Source organism: Flavobacterium cutihirudinis, from assembly GCF_003385895.1.
In the GTDB taxonomy this organism is placed as follows: Bacteria; Bacteroidota; Bacteroidia; order Flavobacteriales; family Flavobacteriaceae; genus Flavobacterium; species Flavobacterium cutihirudinis.
The window spans coordinates 723,185-742,730 of sequence record NZ_QRDQ01000007.1 but is presented as its reverse complement, the minus strand read 5'-3'; the positions used below and the strand labels follow the sequence as shown (position 1 = coordinate 742,730).

Below are 19,546 nucleotides of genomic sequence, written 5' to 3'. Positions count from 1 at the left end.
TAAAAAAACCGATTTACAACTAAATGCAAATCGGTTTTTTTATTCTTAAAAGTGACTATTATAAAGCCGCTTTCATTTTATCTTTAATAGCATCAAGACATAAATTATTAATACTGCCTTCGTGTGTGTGTTTGGTTTCTTTTGGAGATTTGTATGTTCCTGCTTCTAATTGTTCAGCAACGGCTTTATACGCATCTCTAAATGGCATTCCGTCTACTACCATTTCGTTTAAAGTATCAACTGTAAACAAATAATCGTATTTTTTATCTTCTAAAATATGATCTTTAACTGTGATGTCTTTTATTGAAAAGATTGCTATATCTAAACAAGATTTTAAAGTTTGAATTGCTGGAAATAAACCTTCTTTTAGAAGCTGTAAATCTCTGTGATAACCGCTTGGAAGATTATTGGTAATTAAAGTGATTTCGTATGGAAGTGCCTGAATCTTATTGCATTTTCCTCTGATTAATTCAAAAACGTCTGGGTTTTTCTTATGAGGCATAATGCTCGAACCTGTTGTAAGATGTGCTGGAAGGCCAATAAAATCAAAGTTCTGGCTCATATACAAACAAACGTCCATTGCAAATTTTGATAACGTTCCTGCAACACTTGTCATCGCAAAAGCAACAGTCTTCTCTGCTTTTCCACGGCTCATTTGCGCTGCAACAGCATTGTATTTTAAGGTTTCAAAACCTAGTTCTCGCGTTGTAAATGTTCTGTTGATTGGGAATGAACTTCCGTAACCTGCAGCAGAACCTAACGGATTCTGATCTACAATTTTAGACGCCGCGTTTAGCATTGTAATATCATCAATCAAACTTTCAGCATAAGCAGAAAACCACATTCCAAATGATGATGGCATAGCGATTTGTAAATGCGTATAACCTGGCAATAAAACATTTTGATGTTTCTCTGCTGATTCCATCAACAAGTCAAACAAAGTTTTTACTTGTTCTTTTATTGCTTTTAATTCGTCTTTTAAATACAAATGAACGTCTACTAAAACCTGATCGTTACGAGAACGTGCAGTGTGGATTTTCTTTCCAGCATCGCCAAGTTTTACCGTTAAAAGATATTCTATTTTAGAATGTACGTCTTCGAAACTGTCTTCGATTTCGAAATTTCCAACTACGATATCAGCGATGATTTCGTTTAATGCATCAACCAAAGAAGTTGTTTCTTCCTCAGTTAATAAACCAATTTGCCCAAGCATTTTGGCGTGAGCGATTGAACCTAAAGCATCGTATTTTGCTAAAACTAAATCCAGTTCACGATCGTTTCCTACTGTGAATTGTTCGATTTGTTTATCTGTTGGTATTCCTTTTTCCCAAAGTTTCATAACTTAGATTTTTAGACTTCTTAGATAATTTAGATTGTTAGACTGCTTAGATTTTTAGACTTCTTAGATTCTAGATTTCTTTCTTTGCGGTTTATTTTTCTAATTTATAGTAATGTTGTCGTTTATACTGATGGTGTTTCTAGCCCCGATAGTAGTGGAAATCCTTTTTCTGGCTTCTTTAGTCAGAAAAAGATTGGAACGGATAGCGGGATTAGCTCCTAAAAAATATTATAATTTAAAGAAATCGGTTAGTATTTTGATATACAAATCGACTCCTTCTTCAATTTCATTTATAAAAATAAATTCGTCTGCTGAATGCGAACGCAATGTTTCTCCTGGTCCTAGTTTTAAAGACTGACAGCTTAAAACCGATTGATCTGAAAGCGTTGGCGAACCATACGTTGTTCTTCCTAAAGCAATTCCGGCTTGAACCAAACCGTGCGCAACTGGAATAGACGATGCGTTTAAATGCATTGATCTTGGCGTTACTTCAGCGTTTACATTTGCTTTTACAACTTCCAAAATTTCAGCATTTGTGTAACGGTCTGTTACACGAATATCAACCACCAAATCACATTCTGATGGCACAACATTGTGCTGTTTTCCTGCATTGATCTGCGTCACGGTCATTTTTACGGGACCTAAAACGTCTGAGATTTTGTCGAATTTATAGTTTTTAAACCATTCCATTACCGGAATTGATTTGTATAATGCATTATCGTCGTTTTGATGTGCGGCGTGGCTTGCGGTTCCTTTTACTTTTACGTCCAAAACTAATAATCCTTTTTCGGCAACTGCTAATTGCATTAAAGTTGGTTCTCCAACAATGGCGCAATCTAATTCTGGTAAGCTTTTCAAAACGCTGTTTAAACCATTTTTCCCGCTGCTTTCTTCTTCTGCGGAAGCCACAATTACAATATTATGAGATAGGTTTTGATTTTCGTAAAAGTGAACAAAAGTTGCTAATAATGAAACTAAACATCCTCCTGCATCATTACTTCCTAAACCAAATAATTTTCCGTCTTTTTCGATTGCTTTAAACGGATCGTTGGTGTACGCCTGATTTGGTCGTACTGTATCGTGATGTGAGTTTAATAAAAGTGTTGGTTTGTTTTCGTCAAAATATTTGTTGAAAGCCCACACATTGTTGTTTTCTCTTTTGAAAGGAATCTCGTTTTGATTGAACCAATTTTCGATTAAAAGAGCCGTTTGATCTTCTTCACTTGAAAATGAAGGGGTTTCGATTAAACTTTTTAATAAACTAATTGCTTCCTGGGTAAGCGTATCTATGTTTTTCATTTTGTTGTGCTCTTGCCGCAAAGGCGCTAAGTCGCTAAGTTTTTTTTAAGCTTTTACTTTCTTAACTAAATAATACGCGACATTTTTACGCGACATTTTTAATTGGCGCAAATTTCTTAAATTAATATTTAAAAGCACTGCGCAGTGCTGTTTTTTTGCCACTAATTGCACGAATTTTCACAAATTATCTTTTTGTCACAGATTTAAAATCAAAATAAACTTTTTACTGTATGTCTAAAATTATTTTCTCTTTTAACAGTAAAATTAGAGTCAATTCGTTGCAACATTTTCTATAATGTAATCGTTGTATGCGGAATATCTGAATTTTGAAGCATTTTATGATGTCCAATTTTGATTTTCTGCACACCTCTTGATAAACTATTGAAACAGTTATCCAATTTTGGAATCATTCCGGAATGGATTACTTTTTCTTCTTTTAGCTTATTATATAAAGCTTCATTGATTTCAGTAATTACAGATGAATCGTCTTCTGAATCCTGCAAAACGCCTTGTTTTTCAAAACAATACGTTAGCGTAACATCAAAAACTTCAGACAATGCAATTGATAATTCGCTTGCAATCGTATCGGCGTTTGTGTTTAACAATTGCCCGTTTTTATCGTGTGTAATCGCACAGAAAACAGGAACAACTCCAGCTTCTAATAAAGTTGCCAGTAATTTGGTGTTGACTTGCTTTACATCGCCTACAAATCCGTAATCGATTGTTGGATGATTTCTTTTTGTTGACTGAATTAAATTTCCGTCAGCACCAGAAAAACCAATAGCATTATTATCTTTTGCCTGCAATTGTGCCACAATATGTTTATTGATTTGTCCGGCGTAAATCATTACCACAACATCCAACATTGGAGCATCTGTAATTCGGCGTCCGTCAATCATTTGCGGAACTAAACCAATACTTTGCGCCATCTTTGTAGCCGATTTTCCACCGCCGTGAACTAAAACTTTATAGCCTTCAATTTTAGAGAAATCGGTTAAGAATTGTTCTAATTCTGCTGGATTGTCGATGATGTTTCCACCTATTTTTATTACTGATACGTCCATTATTTTTAAGGTTCAGAGGCTCAGAGGTACAAAGGTGCAAAGGTTGTTCACAAGGTTTTTAAACCTCTTTCCCTTTGAACCTTTGCAACTTTGCACCTTAAATTTATATCTTCTTAAGAATCTTTTGTAAAACTAATTGTGCTGAATACGTTCTATTATTCGCTTGCTCGATTACGATTGAATTTTCTCCGTCTAGAACTTCGTCGCTTACAATTACGTTACGACGAACTGGAAGACAGTGCATGAATTTTCCGTTGTTGGTTAAAGCCATTTTTTCGGCTGTAACGGTCCAATTTGGATCGCTGTTGGTTACTTTTCCGTAATCGTTGAAGTTGCTCCAGTTTTTAACGTAAACGAAATCGGCATTTTCAAACGCTTTGTTTTGATCGTATTCGATTTTACAGTCTTGTGTGATTTCTGGACTCAGTTCATAACCTTCTGGATGCGTGATTACAAAATCCATATCTTTTTGCAACTGCATCATTTCAACGAAAGAATTAGCTACAGCCTGCGGTAAAGCTTTTGGATGCGGCGCCCAAGAAAGCACTACTTTTGGCTTGTGTTTTGTTTTGAATTCTTCCATCGTAATCGCATCTGCAAGTGATTGTAATGGGTGACGAACAGCACTTTCCATGTTTACGATTGGCACTGTTGCGTATTTCAAGAATCCTGAAATTACTGTTTCCTGATAATCTTTTTCTTTATCAACCAAACCTGCGAAAGCACGAATTGCGATAATATCACAGTATTGTGAAACTACTTCTGCAGCTTCTTTAATATGTTCCGATGCACCAGAATTCATCACTGCTCCGTCTTCAAACTCTAATGTCCATCCTTCGTTGGTAAAGTTCATTACCATAACGTTCATTCCCAAATTCAAAGCTGCTTTTTGAGTACTCAAACGCGTTCTTAAACTTGGATTGAAGAATAACATTCCAAGAGTTTTATTCTTTCCTAAACTTTGATTTTTAAGCGGATTCTTTTTGATTTTTATCGCTTGTTTTACCCATTTTGATAATGAGTTGATGTCTTTTATTGAGATATAGTTCATTGTCTTTTTGTTTAATCGGTTAATCGTTGATTTGTTTAATCGTTTTGATACTTAAACAAATCTAACTTCTATCCATTTTTGTTTTTTATGTTCTTTTTTTAATCGATTAACCGAATTAACGATTAAACAATTAAACCTTTTTACACGATTTTCGTAAACGGAATTTCGTCCTTTAATGCCTTTAGAATAAAATTATCATTCAGTCCATTTACAATCCAGGTTTCGATATTTGCTGCTTTTGAAATTGCTGCTGCTTCTATTTTAGACTGCATTCCTCCTGTTCCGTGTGATGATTTTGATTCGCCGATTTCTTTTTCAAGCGACTTCAAATCATTTACCAATTTGATTGTTTCCGGAACTTCATCATGAATAGAATTTTTCGTATAAATTCCGTTTGTATTCGTCGCAATTATCAGAATATCAACATTTAAAAGAACAGCCGTTAAAGCTGCTAATTTATCATTATCTCCAAACCGAATCTCATCTGTGGCAACGGTATCATTTTCATTGATAATTGGAATGTAATTGTTTTTAACTAATACATTAATCGTATTTACAATGTTCTTCTTGGTTTGCTCTTTTTCAAAATCAGAATAAGAAAGTAAACACTGCGAAGTATTCAATCCTAAATCCTTAAAATTTTCATTGTAAATCCGCATTAAATGAGGTTGTCCAATAGAAGCCAAAGCCTGCTTCACAAAAACATCTTTATCTTGATTGTCAAGCTTTACAAATTGTTTTGCTGCTGCAATTGCTCCTGAACTCACTATGATAAATTCATATTCGTCGTTTAAAGCTGCAATCTGTATTCCGAGGTCTTCAATCTTTCCCCGCGAAATATGATTGGTTTCTTTGGTTAAAGTATTACTTCCTATTTTTAATAAAATCCGTTTTTTTGCCATTTTTTTTAAAGGTGCTAAGGTTCTAAGATGCTGAGATTCTAAGTTTTTCTCTTAGAATTTTCTAATTATCTAATTGCCTCAATTTTCACATTCTCTCAATTACCTAACTTGTCCTTCTCCGTAAACGTACCATTTGTTCGTTACCAAATGCTGAAGACCAATTGGACCACGTTGATGCAATTTATCGGTGCTTATCGCTAATTCTCCTCCGAGCCCAAATTGTCCACCGTCTGTGAAACGAGTTGATGCATTTTGGTACACCGCTGCAGCATCGATCGATTCCATAAATTGCTGTGCTACTTCATTATCTCTGGTAATAATTGCTGCAGAATGTCCTCCGCAGTATTTATTAATCATATCAATGGCATGTTCCTGAGAATCAATTGTTCCAATTACAATTTTATAATCTAAAAACTCTTCGTACCAAATATCTTCGTTTTGTAACGTTTTGGTATTTTCAAAATTTGCTAAAGATTGATCTACAATAACTTCAACTTTTGCTTCAATTAAGGCTTCAATCAGCATGGCAGTAAAACCTTCAAAATTTGGCAATTTCGAATCAATTAAAACTTTATCTAAGGCATTACAAGCCGAAATTTTAGCTGTTTTAGCATTTAAAATTACTTTTAAAGCTAAATCTGTATCCGCATCTTCATGAACGTAAACAAAATTATTTCCTCGCCCGCTTACTATAACTGGACAGGTTGCGTGCGCTTTTACAAATTCAATTAATTTTTCTCCGCCTCTTGGAACTATTAAATCAACTTTTTGAGTTGGTTTTTCTAAAAAAGCCTGAGTTTCTGTTCTGTTGTAATTCAGATATTCAACCCAGTCTTTTGAAACTCCGTTTTCTTCCAAAGCTTTGTGCCAAAGACTTACGATTTTTAAGTTTGATTTTAAAGATTCTTTTCCTCCTTTTAATAAAATCTTATTTCCGGATTTAAAAGCGATTCCACCTGCTTCAATTGTAACGTCTGGACGAGACTCGTAAATAATCAAAATCGTTCCAAAAGCGGCTGTTTTATTTATAACTTTTATTCCATTATCATGTGTAAAATGAAAACGCTCAACGCCAACGGGATCTTCCTGAGAAGCCAATTGGTTTAATGATAAAATCATTTCGTCGACTTTTTTATCATCTACTTTTAAGCGTTCTTCCATAGCTAAATCAGAGCCGTCGTAATCAGCAAGATCTTCCTGATTGGTTAGGATTATCTCATTCCGCTCCTGCTCGACCAGCTTTGCCATAGACCGCAAAACTGCATTGCGTATTTCAATTGATAATGGTTTCATTTTTTTGGTTTAATTGGTTAGTTGGTTTAATCGTTTAACTGGTTAATCGGTAATTCGTTTAGTCAATTAAACGATTAAACAAATTAACATTATAGTTCTTCTAAACTTTCTTTTAAAGCTTTTACAAACGTATCGATATCTGCTTTTTTCACAGTTAATGGCGGTAAAATTCTTAATAGATTTTTATTGTTCGCGCTTCCTGTAAAAATGTGTTTTTCGATGATTAATTTCTTTCTTAAAGCCGCTACATCAAAATCAAACTCAACTCCAAGCATTAATCCTTTTCCTTTTACTTGTTTGATTCCTTCAACTTCTTTGATTTTTTCTAAGAAATATTCATAAACTTCGTTTACATTTTTCTGTAAATCTAATTTTTCGATTACATCTAAAACCGCAATTCCTGCTGCACAAGATAAATGGCTTCCACCGAAAGTAGTTCCTAATAATCCGAAACTTGCTTCGAATTTTGGAGAAATCAAAATCGCTCCAACAGGGAATCCATTCCCCATTCCTTTTGCAACGGAAATAATATCAGCATTGATTTCGTGATGTTGGAAAGCAAAGAATTTTCCGCTTCTTCCGTATCCTGATTGTACTTCGTCTAAAATCAAAACCGCATCGTGTTTTTTACATGCTTTTTCTAAAGCCTGGAAAAACTCAGTTGTTCCTTGATCTAAACCTCCAACTCCCTGAATTCCTTCGATAATCACTGCTGTAACATCACCTTTAGCCAATTCAGCTTCAACTAACTCGATTTGATTTAAAGGTAAAAAAGTAACAACTTGCTGTGCATTAATTGGCGCAACTATTTTTTTATTATCTGTGACAGCAACAGCTGCAGAAGTTCTTCCATGGAAAGAATTATCAAAAGCCACAACTCTTGATTTTCCGTTATGGAAAGAAGCTAATTTTAAAGCATTTTCATTCGCCTCAGCACCAGAACTGCATAAAAACAATTCATAATCTTCAAGACCAGAAAGTTTTCCTAATTTTTGAGCCAATTCAACCTGCAAAGGATTCTGAATTGCATTTGAATAAAAACCTAAATGATCTATTTGATTTTTAAGTTTTGCTACATAATCCGGCTGCGTGTGTCCAATAGAAATCACACCATGTCCGCTGTATAAATCTAAGTATTCTACTCCTTTGTCGTCAATGATTGTACAATCTACTGCTTTTACTGGAGTTATGTCGTATAATGGGTAAACGTTGAATAAATTCATTTTTTGTTTTGTTTAATTGTTTAATCGTTGATTTGTTTAATCGATTAACCGAAATTAACGATTAAACGGTTAACCAACAATCTAAAATCCGCTTGGTTTCAAATGTAAACCTGTGGTTTCTTCTAAACCGAACATTAAATTCATATTTTGAATTGCTTGTCCTGAAGCACCTTTGGTTAAGTTATCGATAATTGATGTAATGAGAACCCGGTTTCCTTTTTTCAATAAACTAATAATACATTTATTCGTTTGCACTACTTGTTTCATGTTGATGTTTGTTGTGGTTATGGTTACGAAAGGTTGATCTTTATAGAAATCTTCGTATTTAGCAACCAATTGCTCCAAACTGTCATCGCACAATGTATATAGCGTTGCAAAAATTCCTCTTGGGAAATCTCCTCTATTCGGAATAAAAAGCAGTTCGCTGTCAAAATCGTCTTGCAACTGAACTAAACTTTCTCCAATTTCTCCTAAATGTTGGTGTTCAAAAGCTTTATAATGCGACATATTGTTGTTTCTCCAGCTGAAATGAGAAGTTTCTGAAAGACTTACTCCTGCTCCTGTACTTCCGGTTGTTGCATTAATATGAACATCATTATTCAACAAATTATGTTTTGCTAAAGGCAATAAAGCCAACTGAATAGCAGTTGCGAAACAACCTGGATTTGCGATATAATTTGCTTTTTTGATTTCGGCTTTATTGATTTCAGGCAATCCGTAAATAAAATCTTTTCCTTCGAAATGAGCGTCTTTATTCAGTCTGAAATCATTTCCTAAATCGATGATTTTGGTATGACTTGCAAACTGATTTTCTTTCAAAAATGAAATCGATTTTCCGTGTCCTAAACATAAGAAAACAACATTTACGTCAGGATTAATTTCATCAGTAAAATTCATTTCTATATCACCCATCAAATCTTGATGTGCCACAGATAGTGGTTTCCCTGCATTTGTGGTACTGTAAACAAAATCGATGTTTACTTTTGGGTGAAACATTAAAATTCTGATGAGTTCTCCGGCCGTGTAACCCGAACCACCAATAATTCCGACATTAATCATGATCTAATTGATTTACAGATGAAAAGATGTTTTGAGCATTTCCTAAAATCTTAATAAATCCTTTCGCATCTTCAGATGTCCAAGCATTGTTCATTTCTCCGTATTGACCGAAGCCTGTGTTCATTAAATCATTTTCAGATTCGATTCCGTCAAGTGAGAAATGATATGGTTTTAATGAAACTGTTACGGTTCCGTTTACTGTTTTTTGAGTGTCTTGCAAGAAAGTTTCAATATTTCTCATTACTGGATCTAAGAACTGACCTTCGTGAAATAACATTCCATACCAGTTACCTAATTGCTCTTTCCAATATTGTTGCCATTTTCCAAGAGTGTGTTTCTCTAATAAATGGTGTGCTTTTATGATAATTAACGGAGCTGCAGCTTCAAAACCAACTCTTCCCTTAATTCCAATAATAGTATCTCCAACGTGAATATCTCTACCAATTGCGTAAGCACTTGCCAATTTTTCAAGAGCTACAATATTGTTTGATGGTTTATCTGTTTTTCCGTTTAAACCAACTAATTCTCCTTGTTCAAAATGAAGTGTTACTTTTTCTTCACCTTCTTTTTGTAATTGTGAAGGATAAGCTTCACTTGGCAATGGCTGACTAGAAGTTAAAGTTTCTTTTCCTCCAACACTTGTTCCCCAAAGTCCTTTATTGATAGAATATTGTGCTTTTTCCCAAGAATAGTGAACTCCGTTTTGAGCTAAATAATCAACTTCTTCTTGTCTTGATAATTTTAAATCTCTAATTGGAGTAATAATTTCGATTTCTGGAGCAATAGTTTGAAAAATTAAATCAAAACGAATTTGATCGTTTCCAGCACCTGTACTTCCGTGTGCAATTGCAGTTGCCCCTACTTTTTTTGCATATTTTATAGCTTCAATTGCTTGAAAAACACGCTCTGCACTTACTGATAACGGATAAGTATTGTTTTTTAATACATTTCCGAAAATCAGGTATTTTATAGCTTTATCGTAATATTTATCTAAAATAGTTAAGTTGGCGTGTTGTGCACTTCCTAACTCATAAGCTCTTTTTTCAATAGCTGTTAATTCTTCAGCAGAAAATCCTCCTGTGTCAACAAGTACAGTGTGAACTTCGTATCCTTTTTCATTTTTTAAATATTTCAAACAATACGAGGTATCTAATCCTCCGCTATAAGCTAATACTACTTTTTTCATTTTTTATAATTTTGGCTAATACTTTCGTATGTAGCAGTTTGAGATTTCTTTTTATTAAATTTTGAATAAAAAAATAAATGACAATATTTTGTTTAAGAATAAAGCCTGTTTGATTTTTTTAAGTCTGCTTAAAACAGCCTCGTTAAAAGGATGTCTTGGCGGTGTTTTTTGTTTTTCTTTTGGATCGTATAACATTCCGGTACAAAGACACATTTTGTTTTCTTTGCTTTGCAAAATTGGGAAGTTCGTACAGGTTTTACAGCCTGCCCAAAAACTTGGATCGGTTGTTAATTCTGAAAAAGGAACAGGTTTGTATCCTAAATCCGAATTGATTTTCATTACAGCCAAACCAGTTGTAATTCCGAAAATTTTAGCGTCTGGGTATCTTTGCAAAGAATAGTCAAAAACTTTAGATTTTATCTTTTTGGCCAAACCTAAACTTCTATAGTCTGGATGTACAATTAACCCCGAATGTGCCACGAATTTTCCGTGTTGCCAGCTTTCGATATAACAAAAACCTGCAAATTTCCCGTCTGCCAGAGCAATCATCGCATCACCATTCGACATTTTTTTCTGAATATACTCAGGAGTTCTTTTAGCAATCCCCGTACCTCTTAACAAGGCAGATGATTCTATCGTATCGCATATTTCTTGTGCGAATTTGAAATGTTCTTCCTGGGTAACAACAATAGAGATCTTCATTTCAATAATTGAAGTTAGAGTTAAAAATTAAAGCATATTGTTTAGCTTGAAATCCAGAATTGAATCCAATAAAATTAAGCAAAATAGAAGTAACATTCTCGAAATCAGAAGATTGATAACAAAAATTTACAAAATAATAAATACTTTTAGGATATGTTTGTCCAATGGACAAATTATGTGATTTCAAAACGAAAAAGGGATATGAATAAATATACGGCTATAAAACTCAGTGAACACTATAGAGATAGCGTCCGTACTTCGGGAGAAGTAATCGGTGAGTTTGTCCGTGACAAAGAAGTTATATGTAAACTTATTTTATTCATCGGTGCAAAAGTACATCTTTTTTTTATTTACAAAACAAAAAATTAAAAATCTAACATTTTTTTGACGTTTTGTGAATATAGGCAAAAACAAAAAGCCCGATAATTTAATTAATTATCGGGCTTTGAAGACTTTACAGTCTAAAAAAATTATTTTTTAGTGAACTGCATTACCTGTCCATTACCTGAAAACGTTAGATCAAAACCAGTTTTCGCTTCATTAAATTTAAATTTCAATCCTGCTCTTGCTGATTCGAATGTATCTTTTTCATTTGCAACAGGATCTAATGAAAAGCTTGGATAATTTGGAAGCTCAGCAGTTAATACACTGTTTTTGTCAACTAAATTAATTGTCAAAGGAGATTTTGTAGTTGTATAATTTCCTAAATAACCATCGATAATAATAGCTTTTTCTACTATACCTTTCCCTGCAGTCCAAACATTATTTGACTCGTTATTATCAGGAAATACATGATCCGGATCTAAAGTAATACTTTCAATTTCCTCTGTAGAATCGTGTTTGAAAGACCATGATTTATTTCTTTGCCAAATCTCTACAGGAATATTAACTCTAGATACTTTTCCGCTTTTAGTTTTAACATCTAAAACGATAGGCATTGGCATTTTATCAAAATTTTCAACCGTAATAACTACTCCTTTTGAAGGATCATTTTTTACATATTTAATTGAGTTGATTCCTTGATCGAATCTCCAGTTGTTTACATACCAACTTCTCCAGAACCAGCTTAAATCCTCTCCTGCAACATTTTCCATAGATCTAAAGAAATCATCTGGTTGAGGATGTTTGTAAGCCCAACGCTGAATATAAGTTCTGAAAGCAGTGTCAAAACGTTCTTTACCTAAAATCTGTTCTCTTAAAATCACTAAACCTGCACTTGGTTTAAAGTAGCACAACATACCAATATTGCCTTCTTTCATATTATCAGGAGAGCTCATGATTGTTTCCAAATCAGGTCTTGTAAATGGCTCTGCTTGTTCGTGTAAATCCGTTTTTTCTTCTTTGTATTCGCCATTATTAAATGCCGCCGTACTTAATGAATTTATAAACGTATTGAAACCTTCGTCCATCCAGCCAAATAATCTTTCGTTTGACCCCACTATCATCGGGAACCAGATATGACCAAATTCATGATCTGTAACTCCCCATAAATCTTGTCCTTTAGATTTCCATCCACAGAAAACAATTCCAGGATATTCCATTCCTCCCTCATTTCCTGCAACGTTTGTTGCTGCTGGATAAGGATATTCAAACCATTGTTTTGAATAGTGTTCAATTGAAGCTTTTACATATTCAGTAGAACGCCCGTAAGCCCCCTGACCAGCACTTTCAACTGGATAGGCAGATAATGCCAACGATTTCTTACCACTTGGAAGGTTAATTTTTGCTCCATCTAAAATAAAAGCTGGAGAAGATGCCCAAGAAAAATCACGTGCGTTTTTGATTTTATAATGCCATGTTTTTTCAGCTCCGGCATTTGTGTTTGCAGTTGAAGTTACTTCTTCCGCAGAACGAATTGTTACTGTTTTATCACTGTTAGAAGCATCTTTATACTTTTTAAATTGATCTGCAGAAAATACTTCCTGGCCATTTAATAATTCTCCCGAAGCGACTACAAAATGATTTGCTGGAACTGTAAGTTTTACATCAAAATCACCATATTCCAAATAAAACTCAGAAGCTCCTAAATATGGTGCGGTATTCCAACCTCTTACATCATCATAAACACACATACGTGGATACCATTGTGCAATTGTAAAGATTTTTCCGTTTTTAGTTTCTAAAACCCCCATTCTGTCAGAGCCTTCAAATGGCGCAGTGAAAGAGAATTCTATTTTAATTTTTACAGAACCTCCTTTTGCAGCCAATTCTTGCGGAAGAAAAATTTGCATTCTTGTATCTGTAATGATATATTTCGCTTCAACTTCTGTTTTAGTTTTCCCGCCAGAAATAACTTTAACCGATTTAATTTTATTTCCACCATCAAAAACCTGACCTTGAGCTCCGTTACGGCTTCCTGTCAAAGGTATAAGCGCATTTCCTCTTGAATCACTTTTAAACAAATTCTGATCGAGATTCAACCAAAGAAATCCTAATTTATCGGGGCTATTGTTGGTATAAGTGATTTCATCTGTTCCAACAATTTCATTTGTTGCATTATTTAATTTTGCCGTGATTTGGTAATCGGCTCTATTTTGCCAGTATTCAATTCCCGGCTGACCACTTGCTGCACGTGTTGATGTTCCATTTTTTGTATAAAAATGCGGCCCGAAAGCATCATGATAATTATAATTATTTACTGGATTTGCTGCCGGCGCTGACGGAGTTTGTTGCGCCCATACAGAGGAAATCCCAAAAAATAAAGCCGCGGTTAAAATGGCTTTTGCAGATTGTTTTTTCATATTTTTTAGCTGTTTATGTAGCAAATTAATGAAAAAAAAAGCTATTTAAAGAGATATATTTAACCTTAAATTCAATTTTAGCAAAATTTTATCAATTAAATAAATTAAGCGATTTTCTTAAAAAAATAAAAAATATTAAAATATCTTTACATAGGCTTATATATTAACTATCTTCAATTACCGTATTTTGATCACAACTATATCTAATTCAACACTAAAGGCTTCTATTAATCATGCCGGAGCAGAATTAATTTCATTAAAAGACAACCAAAAAGAATATATCTGGGAAGGAAATCCTGAATTTTGGGGAAAACATTCGCCCGTACTTTTTCCAATTGTTGGTACTTTAAAAAACAATACTTATAAAGTTCATGAAAAGGAATATCAATTGACGAGACATGGTTTTGCAAGAGATATGGAATTTCAACTGATTGAAAAAACAGGAAACAGTGCTGTTTTTTCTTTAGAATCAAATGAAGAAACTTTAAAAAAATATCCTTTTGAGTTTGAATTGCAATTAGTTTATACAATCGAAAACACTTCCTTAAACATCGAGTACATTGTAATTAATAGAAGTGAGAAAAAAATGCCATTTTCTATTGGTGCACATCCTGCAATTGCACTTCCTGAAAACTTTGAAAACTATGCGTTTAAGTTTGAGAAGCACGAATCTTTAAAATACAATCTTCTTGAAAACGACTTAATTTCAAATAAAACGGAAACTTTAAAGACTGTAAATAATGTTATTCCTTTAAGTTATAAACTTTTTGAAAATGATGCTCTTGTTTTTAAAACTTTAGAATCGACTAGTTTGACAATACTAGAAAACTCAAAACCTTATGTGCAAGTTGATTTTGAGGACTTTCCAAGCTTAGGAATCTGGACAAAAGATCAGGCACCATTTGTTTGCATCGAACCGTGGTTTGGTTATTCAGACACTGCCGAAAACTCAGGCGATCTATTTAAAAAAGAAGGAATTTTAATCCTTGACATCGACCAGTCATTTCATTCAAAATTTAGTATTAAAATCTTATAATTAAAATGTTAGAATTTAACTTCCACCCATTTCCCGTAATCGAAACTGAGCGTTTGCTTTTAAGAAGAATAACAAATGACGATGTCAACGAAGTTTTCGAATTGCGTTCGAATCCTGAAACGATGAAATTTATTCCGCGCCCATTAGTTAAAGACAATGAAGATGCGCTAGCACATATTGCCATGATTGATGATAAAATTGAAACCAATGTTGGCGTAAACTGGGGAATTACACTAAAAGACAATCCAAAACTTCTAGGTATTATTGGTTTTTACCGTATGCAGCCTGAAAACTACCGCGCCGAAATTGGTTATATGTTATCGCCAGATTTTCATGGAAAAGGAATTATTCCGGAAGCGGTAAACAGATTAATAAGATATGGTTTTGATGATTTAAAACTACACTCCATTGAAGCTGTAATTGACCCGGAAAATTTTGCTTCTGAAAAAGTATTAGAAAAATGTGGTTTTGTTAAGGAAGCACATTTAAGAGAAGCTGAGTTTTGGGAAGGAAAATTCCTGGACAAGGTAATCTATTCGTTATTAAACAATTAAATATTAGTTTTACTTTTTACACTATTATTTCTTGTTAAAAAAAGATATTTCGCAATAGAAAACATTCTGTTACGTTATATTTGTGCCCGAAATAATTTTCTGTAAAGTCGCAAAATGCCATGAAAAAACTCTTTGTTCTACTCGTTCTTATCCTTTCTATACAATCCCACAGTCAAACTTTCATAAAATTTAATGGAGCTACAGCGTTATTTGCGATTCCAAATGTTGGTGTAGAAACGAGTATAGGAGAAAAAGTTACTTTTAGTGTAGATGTAATGGCTTCTTTTTGGGAATCTTTCAATGGACACAATCCTATGAAATTTATTACTTTAACACCTGAAGTACGTTATCATTTCAAGGAGAAATATGATGGTTTTTATGTTGGAGGTCATGTGGGTCCTGATATTTATGAAATCCAAAAATGGAATTACTGGGACACCGCCAAATACGAGCATGGTTTTGGTTACCGTTTAGGAGTAACAGTTGGTTATAATCTTAAATTAAGTGATAAATTTTTATTGGACATTTTTGCTGGCGCCGGATGGCATCAAGGATTTTACCATGGTTACTACAACGACGGAACTCCCGGAAGATATGAAAAAGCACAACATTGGAATAAAAGCGGTGAATGGCTTCCGTATCGTGGTGGCGTGATGATTTCTTATAAACTTAATTAATTCTGAGGGAATTTAGAAAGTGATTTTACATATAAATCCTCCACTTTTTTACGGGCCCAATCTGTTTTTCGTAAAAAAGTAAGGCTAGATTTTATGCTTGGGTTTGAAATAAAGCACTTTATCGGAATTAATTCTCCTAAAGTATCAAACCCATAATATTCTACTAGTTTTTCTAGTATTTTCTGAAGTGTAATTCCGTGTAAAGGATCTTTTTGATTTTGCATTTTGAATATATATAACGAAAGACCGTGCTTTAAAAAGTACGGTCTTTTCTTTTCTACAAAATTAGCAAATTGATCAAATCAATTCACATTAACTAAAATATAAATTTAAAACCTACAGAAAGCGGAGTCGTTAAAGTAGGACTTCCTGCTAAATAAGCTGAATCTACATTAGCCACATGAGCTAATCCAAAATTGGTAACAGTTGTTTTTTCTCCGTTCTCAGGCTTTATAGTTGTTGAAGTAAAATTTGCTAAATCATATGAAAATTCTACTGAGAAACTCTTAGTAACAAAATAGTCAAAACCTCCGGACACTGATAAACCAACCTGATTTATTTTTTTATCATTTTCTTTTTCTTTTCCTGTAATAACCGGTAGAGCCGCTTGTCCGAAGAAATATAAAGATCCTGCTACATTCCAGTATTTTCTAACCAATGGTTGAATAACAATTAAATCTGTATTCGCAATTGTTTTTACATCGGTACCGGTAAGATCATAGCCATCTGATTTAATATTAATGTAACCAATTCCCGCACCTACTGCCACAGATGGTGTAACAAATGCTCCTACTATTGGCAGTACAGATATGTTAGTACCTTTTTCTTTTCCAGTTTTTGTCTGTTGGTAACCAAATTGCGAAGTTGCAAACCACGCTCCTTTTAAACCTTGGCTAGAATCTTGAGCTTTTACAGATAATCCAATTAAGGCAATACCGACGAATGTTAAAATTTTTTTCATGATTTAAGTTTGTTTAGAATTATTTAACAAACTTATGTGTAAGTTTTTTCTTCAAAACTGATTAAAATCATTGTTTAAAAAAAATCTTTAATTATCTTAGATCACATTAAAATTTTTCAATTTTGTTTTACATTTGCACTTATGATAAAATCAGTTAATATACTAAATAAAAGAGCCCGATTTGATTATGAAATAATCGATACCTATACCGCCGGAATTGTTTTGGCTGGTACCGAAATCAAATCAATACGCTTAGGAAAAGCAAATATTACGGAGAGTTTTTGCGAATTTAGCGGTATGGAGCTTTTTGCAATCAATACCTATATTGAAGAGTATTCGTTTGGAAATCAATTTAACCATAAATCAAGAAGCGAACGAAAATTGCTTTTAAATAAAAAAGAATTAAAAACACTTCATAAAAGCGTTCAGGCTAAAGGACTTACTATAGTTCCGTTAAAATTATTCACCAATGAAAAAGGTCTTGCAAAATTACAAATTGGCCTTTGCAAAGGAAAAAAGAATTATGACAAACGTGAATCCTTAAAAGAGCAAGACACAAAAAGAGATTTGGACAGAATAAAAAAAGCCTATAATTAATAGCCTTTTTAATTTTCTCAAAATGATTAGTTTATAAATATTTTATCGTTATTTTTATACAAACAATTTAACGATAAAATATGAAAAAGTACTACATTCTGTTAATCGCCGTACTGTTGCTTTATGGTTGTGGCAGTAACACTTCAATTGTTAATAGCTGGAGAGATCCTGATGTAACTGTTACACAAGAACAGTTTAAAAAAGTTTTGGTTGTTGCTTTGGTCAAAGATGAAGCCTCAAGAAGAATTACTGAAAACAGAATTGCTGCCAGCAGTCCTATATTCAAAACTTCCTACCAATATTTAACAGCAACGGATCAATTAAGCAAAGAACAAAAACTAAAAATACTGCAAGATGAAAACTTCGACGGAGTTATCAGTATGCGTTTGGTAAGCAAAGAAAAAGAAACTACTTATGTACCGGGAACTTATACCGGAATGTATTATGGTGGTTTTGATGGAATGTACACCGGAATGTATGGTTACGGGTTCGGAAATTGGTACGGTATGTATTCTCCCGCGTTTTATGATCCGGGTTATTATCAGGAAACAACCTCTTATATGGTCGAAACGAATATTTTTTCGCTAAAACAAAACAAACTAATCTGGACAGGAACTACAGAATCACAATACGTTACAGATTTAGGGCAAACAGTAGATGCAATCATGCAAGCTGTTGTTAAAGAAATGAGAAAAGATGGTTCGCTGCCTCCAAAATAAAAGTTAGAAAAAGCAACATCTATGATGTTGCTTTTTTTACAATCAGAAAATTGACTAAATTTGTCAAGACTAATAATTTCATAAATGAAATCACTTTTAAAAAATGCTAGAGAACAAAAAGGTTTAAAAACTCGCGAGGTTGCACAGCTTCTGGGAATCGATCAGGCATTAATCAGCAAATTTGAATCAGGAACTCGAAAACCAACTAAAGATCAAATTACTAAATTGGCTCAACTTCTAGAAATTGATTATGAAACTTTAATGATTGCTTGGCTAAAAGAAAAGATTCTTTATGAAATTGGTGATGATGATTTGGCATTAAAAGCTCTAAAAGTAGCTGAAGATGAAATCAAATATAATAAAACAGCATCAAACCTTAAACTATCCACTTCTTTAGAAAAAATCCTTAAGGAAATTGACCTTTTAAAAGAAAAACTAGACTCTTACAGGCAATTTGACAGTTTTAAAATCAAACAAGCTTTAGAACTTGAATATACTTTTGAAAGCAATAGAATTGAAGGAAACACAATGACGCTTCGTGAAACTGATATGGTAATAAATGAAGGTTTAACAATTTCTGGAAAAAGTATGCGCGAACATCTCGAAGCGATAAATCATCAGGAAGCAATTGGTTTTATAAAAGATTTAATGAGTAAAAACAATTCATTAAACGAACGTGATCTTTTATCCATTCATAATTTAATCCTTAGAGGAATAATTCCCGAAGATGCAGGACGTTATCGAAAAGTTCAGGTTATGATTCAAGGAAGTACTCATATGCCTCCACAGCCTTTGTTAGTTCAACAGGAAATGGAAGAATATTTTACTTGGTATGAAATTAACAAAAACAAGCTTCATCCCGTTATCCTGGCGGCCGAAATGCACGAACGATTGGTAAAAATTCATCCTTTTATTGATGGAAACGGGAGAACTTCGAGACTAATTATGAATTTAATTTTGATGCAAAAAGGCTATTTAATTGCGAATATAAAAGGTGATTACGAAAACCGGATGCGTTATTACCAATCTCTCGAAGTTGCTCAGACAAAAAAAGACAAAGAAGATTTTTTATTGTTTATTGCTCAAACACAAAAGGAAAGTTTAGAAAGGTATATCACAATCCTTACGCAATAAAAAAGCCCA

20 protein-coding genes are annotated in these 19,546 nt (G+C 33.6%); 7 read left to right on the top strand and 13 right to left on the bottom strand.

All coding sequences use genetic code 11. The features are described 5' to 3' along the window. Window positions 1–58: 58 nt before the first annotated feature. The 10 genes from argH to BD847_RS03200 form a co-directional block, all read right to left on the bottom strand. The gene (gene argH, locus BD847_RS03245; protein WP_115886815.1) at window positions 59–1,339 is read right to left on the bottom strand and encodes an argininosuccinate lyase; all 1,281 of its coding nucleotides are present in this window, start codon (window positions 1,337–1,339) and stop codon (window positions 59–61) included. A gap of 228 nt (window positions 1,340–1,567) precedes the next feature. Beyond that, the gene (locus BD847_RS03240; RefSeq protein ID WP_115886814.1) at window positions 1,568–2,638 is read right to left on the bottom strand and encodes a M20 family metallo-hydrolase; all 1,071 of its coding nucleotides are present in this window, start codon (window positions 2,636–2,638) and stop codon (window positions 1,568–1,570) included. A 290-nt stretch (window positions 2,639–2,928) separates the two neighbouring features. Next, the gene (gene argB, locus BD847_RS03235) at window positions 2,929–3,702 is read right to left on the bottom strand and encodes an acetylglutamate kinase (protein ID WP_115886813.1); all 774 of its coding nucleotides are present in this window, start codon (window positions 3,700–3,702) and stop codon (window positions 2,929–2,931) included. Window positions 3,703–3,805: 103 nt separating this feature from the next. Continuing rightward, window positions 3,806–4,753 carry an N-acetylornithine carbamoyltransferase gene (locus BD847_RS03230; protein ID WP_115886812.1) on the bottom strand — a complete coding sequence of 316 codons (948 nt, stop codon included), beginning with the start codon at window positions 4,751–4,753 and terminating at the stop codon, window positions 3,806–3,808. A 140-nt stretch (window positions 4,754–4,893) separates the two neighbouring features. Beyond that, complete coding sequence (gene proB / locus BD847_RS03225) at window positions 4,894–5,655, bottom strand: glutamate 5-kinase (RefSeq protein WP_115886811.1); 762 nt, start codon at window positions 5,653–5,655, stop codon at window positions 4,894–4,896. Between the two features lie 99 nt (window positions 5,656–5,754). After that, a complete protein-coding gene (locus tag BD847_RS03220; protein WP_115886810.1) occupies window positions 5,755–6,948 on the bottom strand; it encodes a glutamate-5-semialdehyde dehydrogenase in 1,194 nt (397 codons plus the stop codon). An 89-nt stretch (window positions 6,949–7,037) separates the two neighbouring features. Further along, window positions 7,038–8,171 carry an aspartate aminotransferase family protein gene (locus tag BD847_RS03215; RefSeq protein WP_115886809.1) on the bottom strand — a complete coding sequence of 378 codons (1,134 nt, stop codon included), beginning with the start codon at window positions 8,169–8,171 and terminating at the stop codon, window positions 7,038–7,040. An 81-nt stretch (window positions 8,172–8,252) separates the two neighbouring features. Then, on the bottom strand, window positions 8,253–9,230 hold the full coding sequence (argC, locus tag BD847_RS03210; protein ID WP_115886808.1) for an N-acetyl-gamma-glutamyl-phosphate reductase: 978 nt from the start codon (window positions 9,228–9,230) through the stop codon (window positions 8,253–8,255). Beyond that, the gene (locus BD847_RS03205) at window positions 9,223–10,416 is read right to left on the bottom strand and encodes an argininosuccinate synthase (RefSeq protein ID WP_115886807.1); all 1,194 of its coding nucleotides are present in this window, start codon (window positions 10,414–10,416) and stop codon (window positions 9,223–9,225) included. The genes argC and BD847_RS03205 overlap by 8 nt, the downstream gene beginning before the upstream one ends. 54 nt (window positions 10,417–10,470) lie before the next feature. After that, a complete protein-coding gene (locus BD847_RS03200) occupies window positions 10,471–11,118 on the bottom strand; it encodes a GNAT family N-acetyltransferase (protein WP_115886806.1) in 648 nt (215 codons plus the stop codon). 201 nt (window positions 11,119–11,319) lie between these two features. Between BD847_RS03200 and BD847_RS20780 the strand changes: the two genes are divergently transcribed. Continuing rightward, window positions 11,320–11,487 carry a hypothetical protein gene (locus tag BD847_RS20780; RefSeq protein ID WP_159436632.1) on the top strand — a complete coding sequence of 56 codons (168 nt, stop codon included), beginning with the start codon at window positions 11,320–11,322 and terminating at the stop codon, window positions 11,485–11,487. Window positions 11,488–11,588: 101 nt separating this feature from the next. Here BD847_RS20780 and BD847_RS03190 read toward each other — a convergent pair whose 3' ends face one another. Further along, window positions 11,589–13,859, bottom strand: a complete 2,271-nt coding sequence (locus BD847_RS03190) for a M1 family metallopeptidase (RefSeq protein WP_115886804.1) — start codon at window positions 13,857–13,859, stop codon at window positions 11,589–11,591. A 187-nt stretch (window positions 13,860–14,046) separates the two neighbouring features. On the opposite strand from BD847_RS03190, the gene BD847_RS03185 reads away from it, so the two are divergent. From BD847_RS03185 to BD847_RS03175, 3 genes are all read left to right on the top strand, one after another. Then, window positions 14,047–14,895 carry an aldose 1-epimerase family protein gene (locus tag BD847_RS03185; protein WP_115886803.1) on the top strand — a complete coding sequence of 283 codons (849 nt, stop codon included), beginning with the start codon at window positions 14,047–14,049 and terminating at the stop codon, window positions 14,893–14,895. Between the two features lie 5 nt (window positions 14,896–14,900). After that, window positions 14,901–15,449, top strand: a complete 549-nt coding sequence (locus BD847_RS03180; protein ID WP_115886802.1) for a GNAT family N-acetyltransferase — start codon at window positions 14,901–14,903, stop codon at window positions 15,447–15,449. 119 nt (window positions 15,450–15,568) lie between these two features. Next, window positions 15,569–16,126, top strand: coding sequence for a DUF3575 domain-containing protein (locus BD847_RS03175; protein WP_115886801.1), 558 nt, complete (start codon window positions 15,569–15,571; stop codon window positions 16,124–16,126). On the opposite strand, the gene BD847_RS03170 is transcribed toward BD847_RS03175, so the two are convergent. Both BD847_RS03170 and BD847_RS03165 read right to left on the bottom strand, forming a co-directional pair. Further along, the gene (locus BD847_RS03170; protein ID WP_115886800.1) at window positions 16,123–16,350 is read right to left on the bottom strand and encodes a VF530 family protein; all 228 of its coding nucleotides are present in this window, start codon (window positions 16,348–16,350) and stop codon (window positions 16,123–16,125) included. The two genes, BD847_RS03175 and BD847_RS03170, sit on opposite strands and share 4 nt — an antisense overlap. A gap of 92 nt (window positions 16,351–16,442) precedes the next feature. Further along, window positions 16,443–17,087: an outer membrane beta-barrel protein gene (locus BD847_RS03165; RefSeq protein ID WP_115886799.1), complete on the bottom strand. Its 645-nt coding sequence runs from the start codon at window positions 17,085–17,087 to the stop codon at window positions 16,443–16,445. Between the two features lie 141 nt (window positions 17,088–17,228). Here BD847_RS03165 and smpB point away from each other — a divergent pair, with 141 nt between their 5' ends. The 3 genes from smpB to BD847_RS03150 all read left to right on the top strand — a co-directional run bounded on the left by smpB (window position 17,229) and on the right by BD847_RS03150 (window position 19,537). Beyond that, window positions 17,229–17,684, top strand: a complete 456-nt coding sequence (gene smpB, locus BD847_RS03160; protein ID WP_026729458.1) for an SsrA-binding protein SmpB — start codon at window positions 17,229–17,231, stop codon at window positions 17,682–17,684. An 80-nt stretch (window positions 17,685–17,764) separates the two neighbouring features. Further along, the gene (locus BD847_RS03155; protein ID WP_115886798.1) at window positions 17,765–18,403 is read left to right on the top strand and encodes a putative periplasmic lipoprotein; all 639 of its coding nucleotides are present in this window, start codon (window positions 17,765–17,767) and stop codon (window positions 18,401–18,403) included. Between the two features lie 84 nt (window positions 18,404–18,487). Next, a complete protein-coding gene (locus BD847_RS03150; protein WP_115886797.1) occupies window positions 18,488–19,537 on the top strand; it encodes a Fic family protein in 1,050 nt (349 codons plus the stop codon). Window positions 19,538–19,546 lie beyond the last annotated feature (9 nt).

Excerpts from the sequence above, each read along its gene's own strand:
- BD847_RS03215 (WP_115886809.1), bottom strand. The coding sequence starts at position 8,171 with ATGAATTTATTCAACGTTTACCCATTATACGACATAACTCCAGTAAAA.
- argC (WP_115886808.1), bottom strand. The coding sequence starts at position 9,230 with ATGATTAATGTCGGAATTATTGGTGGTTCGGGTTACACGGCCGGAGAA.
- smpB (WP_026729458.1), top strand. The coding sequence starts at position 17,229 with ATGATAAAATCAGTTAATATACTAAATAAAAGAGCCCGATTTGATTAT.
- BD847_RS03220 (WP_115886810.1), bottom strand. The coding sequence starts at position 6,948 with ATGAAACCATTATCAATTGAAATACGCAATGCAGTTTTGCGGTCTATG.
- BD847_RS03150 (WP_115886797.1), top strand. The coding sequence starts at position 18,488 with ATGAAATCACTTTTAAAAAATGCTAGAGAACAAAAAGGTTTAAAAACT.
- BD847_RS03170 (WP_115886800.1), bottom strand. The coding sequence starts at position 16,350 with ATGCAAAATCAAAAAGATCCTTTACACGGAATTACACTTCAGAAAATA.
- BD847_RS03180 (WP_115886802.1), top strand. The coding sequence starts at position 14,901 with ATGTTAGAATTTAACTTCCACCCATTTCCCGTAATCGAAACTGAGCGT.
- argH (WP_115886815.1), bottom strand. The coding sequence starts at position 1,339 with ATGAAACTTTGGGAAAAAGGAATACCAACAGATAAACAAATCGAACAA.
- argB (WP_115886813.1), bottom strand. The coding sequence starts at position 3,702 with ATGGACGTATCAGTAATAAAAATAGGTGGAAACATCATCGACAATCCA.
- BD847_RS03175 (WP_115886801.1), top strand. The coding sequence starts at position 15,569 with ATGAAAAAACTCTTTGTTCTACTCGTTCTTATCCTTTCTATACAATCC.
- BD847_RS03190 (WP_115886804.1), bottom strand. The coding sequence starts at position 13,859 with ATGAAAAAACAATCTGCAAAAGCCATTTTAACCGCGGCTTTATTTTTT.
- proB (WP_115886811.1), bottom strand. The coding sequence starts at position 5,655 with ATGGCAAAAAAACGGATTTTATTAAAAATAGGAAGTAATACTTTAACC.
- BD847_RS03165 (WP_115886799.1), bottom strand. The coding sequence starts at position 17,087 with ATGAAAAAAATTTTAACATTCGTCGGTATTGCCTTAATTGGATTATCT.
- BD847_RS20780 (WP_159436632.1), top strand. The coding sequence starts at position 11,320 with ATGAATAAATATACGGCTATAAAACTCAGTGAACACTATAGAGATAGC.
- BD847_RS03240 (WP_115886814.1), bottom strand. The coding sequence starts at position 2,638 with ATGAAAAACATAGATACGCTTACCCAGGAAGCAATTAGTTTATTAAAA.
- BD847_RS03205 (WP_115886807.1), bottom strand. The coding sequence starts at position 10,416 with ATGAAAAAAGTAGTATTAGCTTATAGCGGAGGATTAGATACCTCGTAT.
- BD847_RS03155 (WP_115886798.1), top strand. The coding sequence starts at position 17,765 with ATGAAAAAGTACTACATTCTGTTAATCGCCGTACTGTTGCTTTATGGT.
- BD847_RS03230 (WP_115886812.1), bottom strand. The coding sequence starts at position 4,753 with ATGAACTATATCTCAATAAAAGACATCAACTCATTATCAAAATGGGTA.
- BD847_RS03200 (WP_115886806.1), bottom strand. The coding sequence starts at position 11,118 with ATGAAGATCTCTATTGTTGTTACCCAGGAAGAACATTTCAAATTCGCA.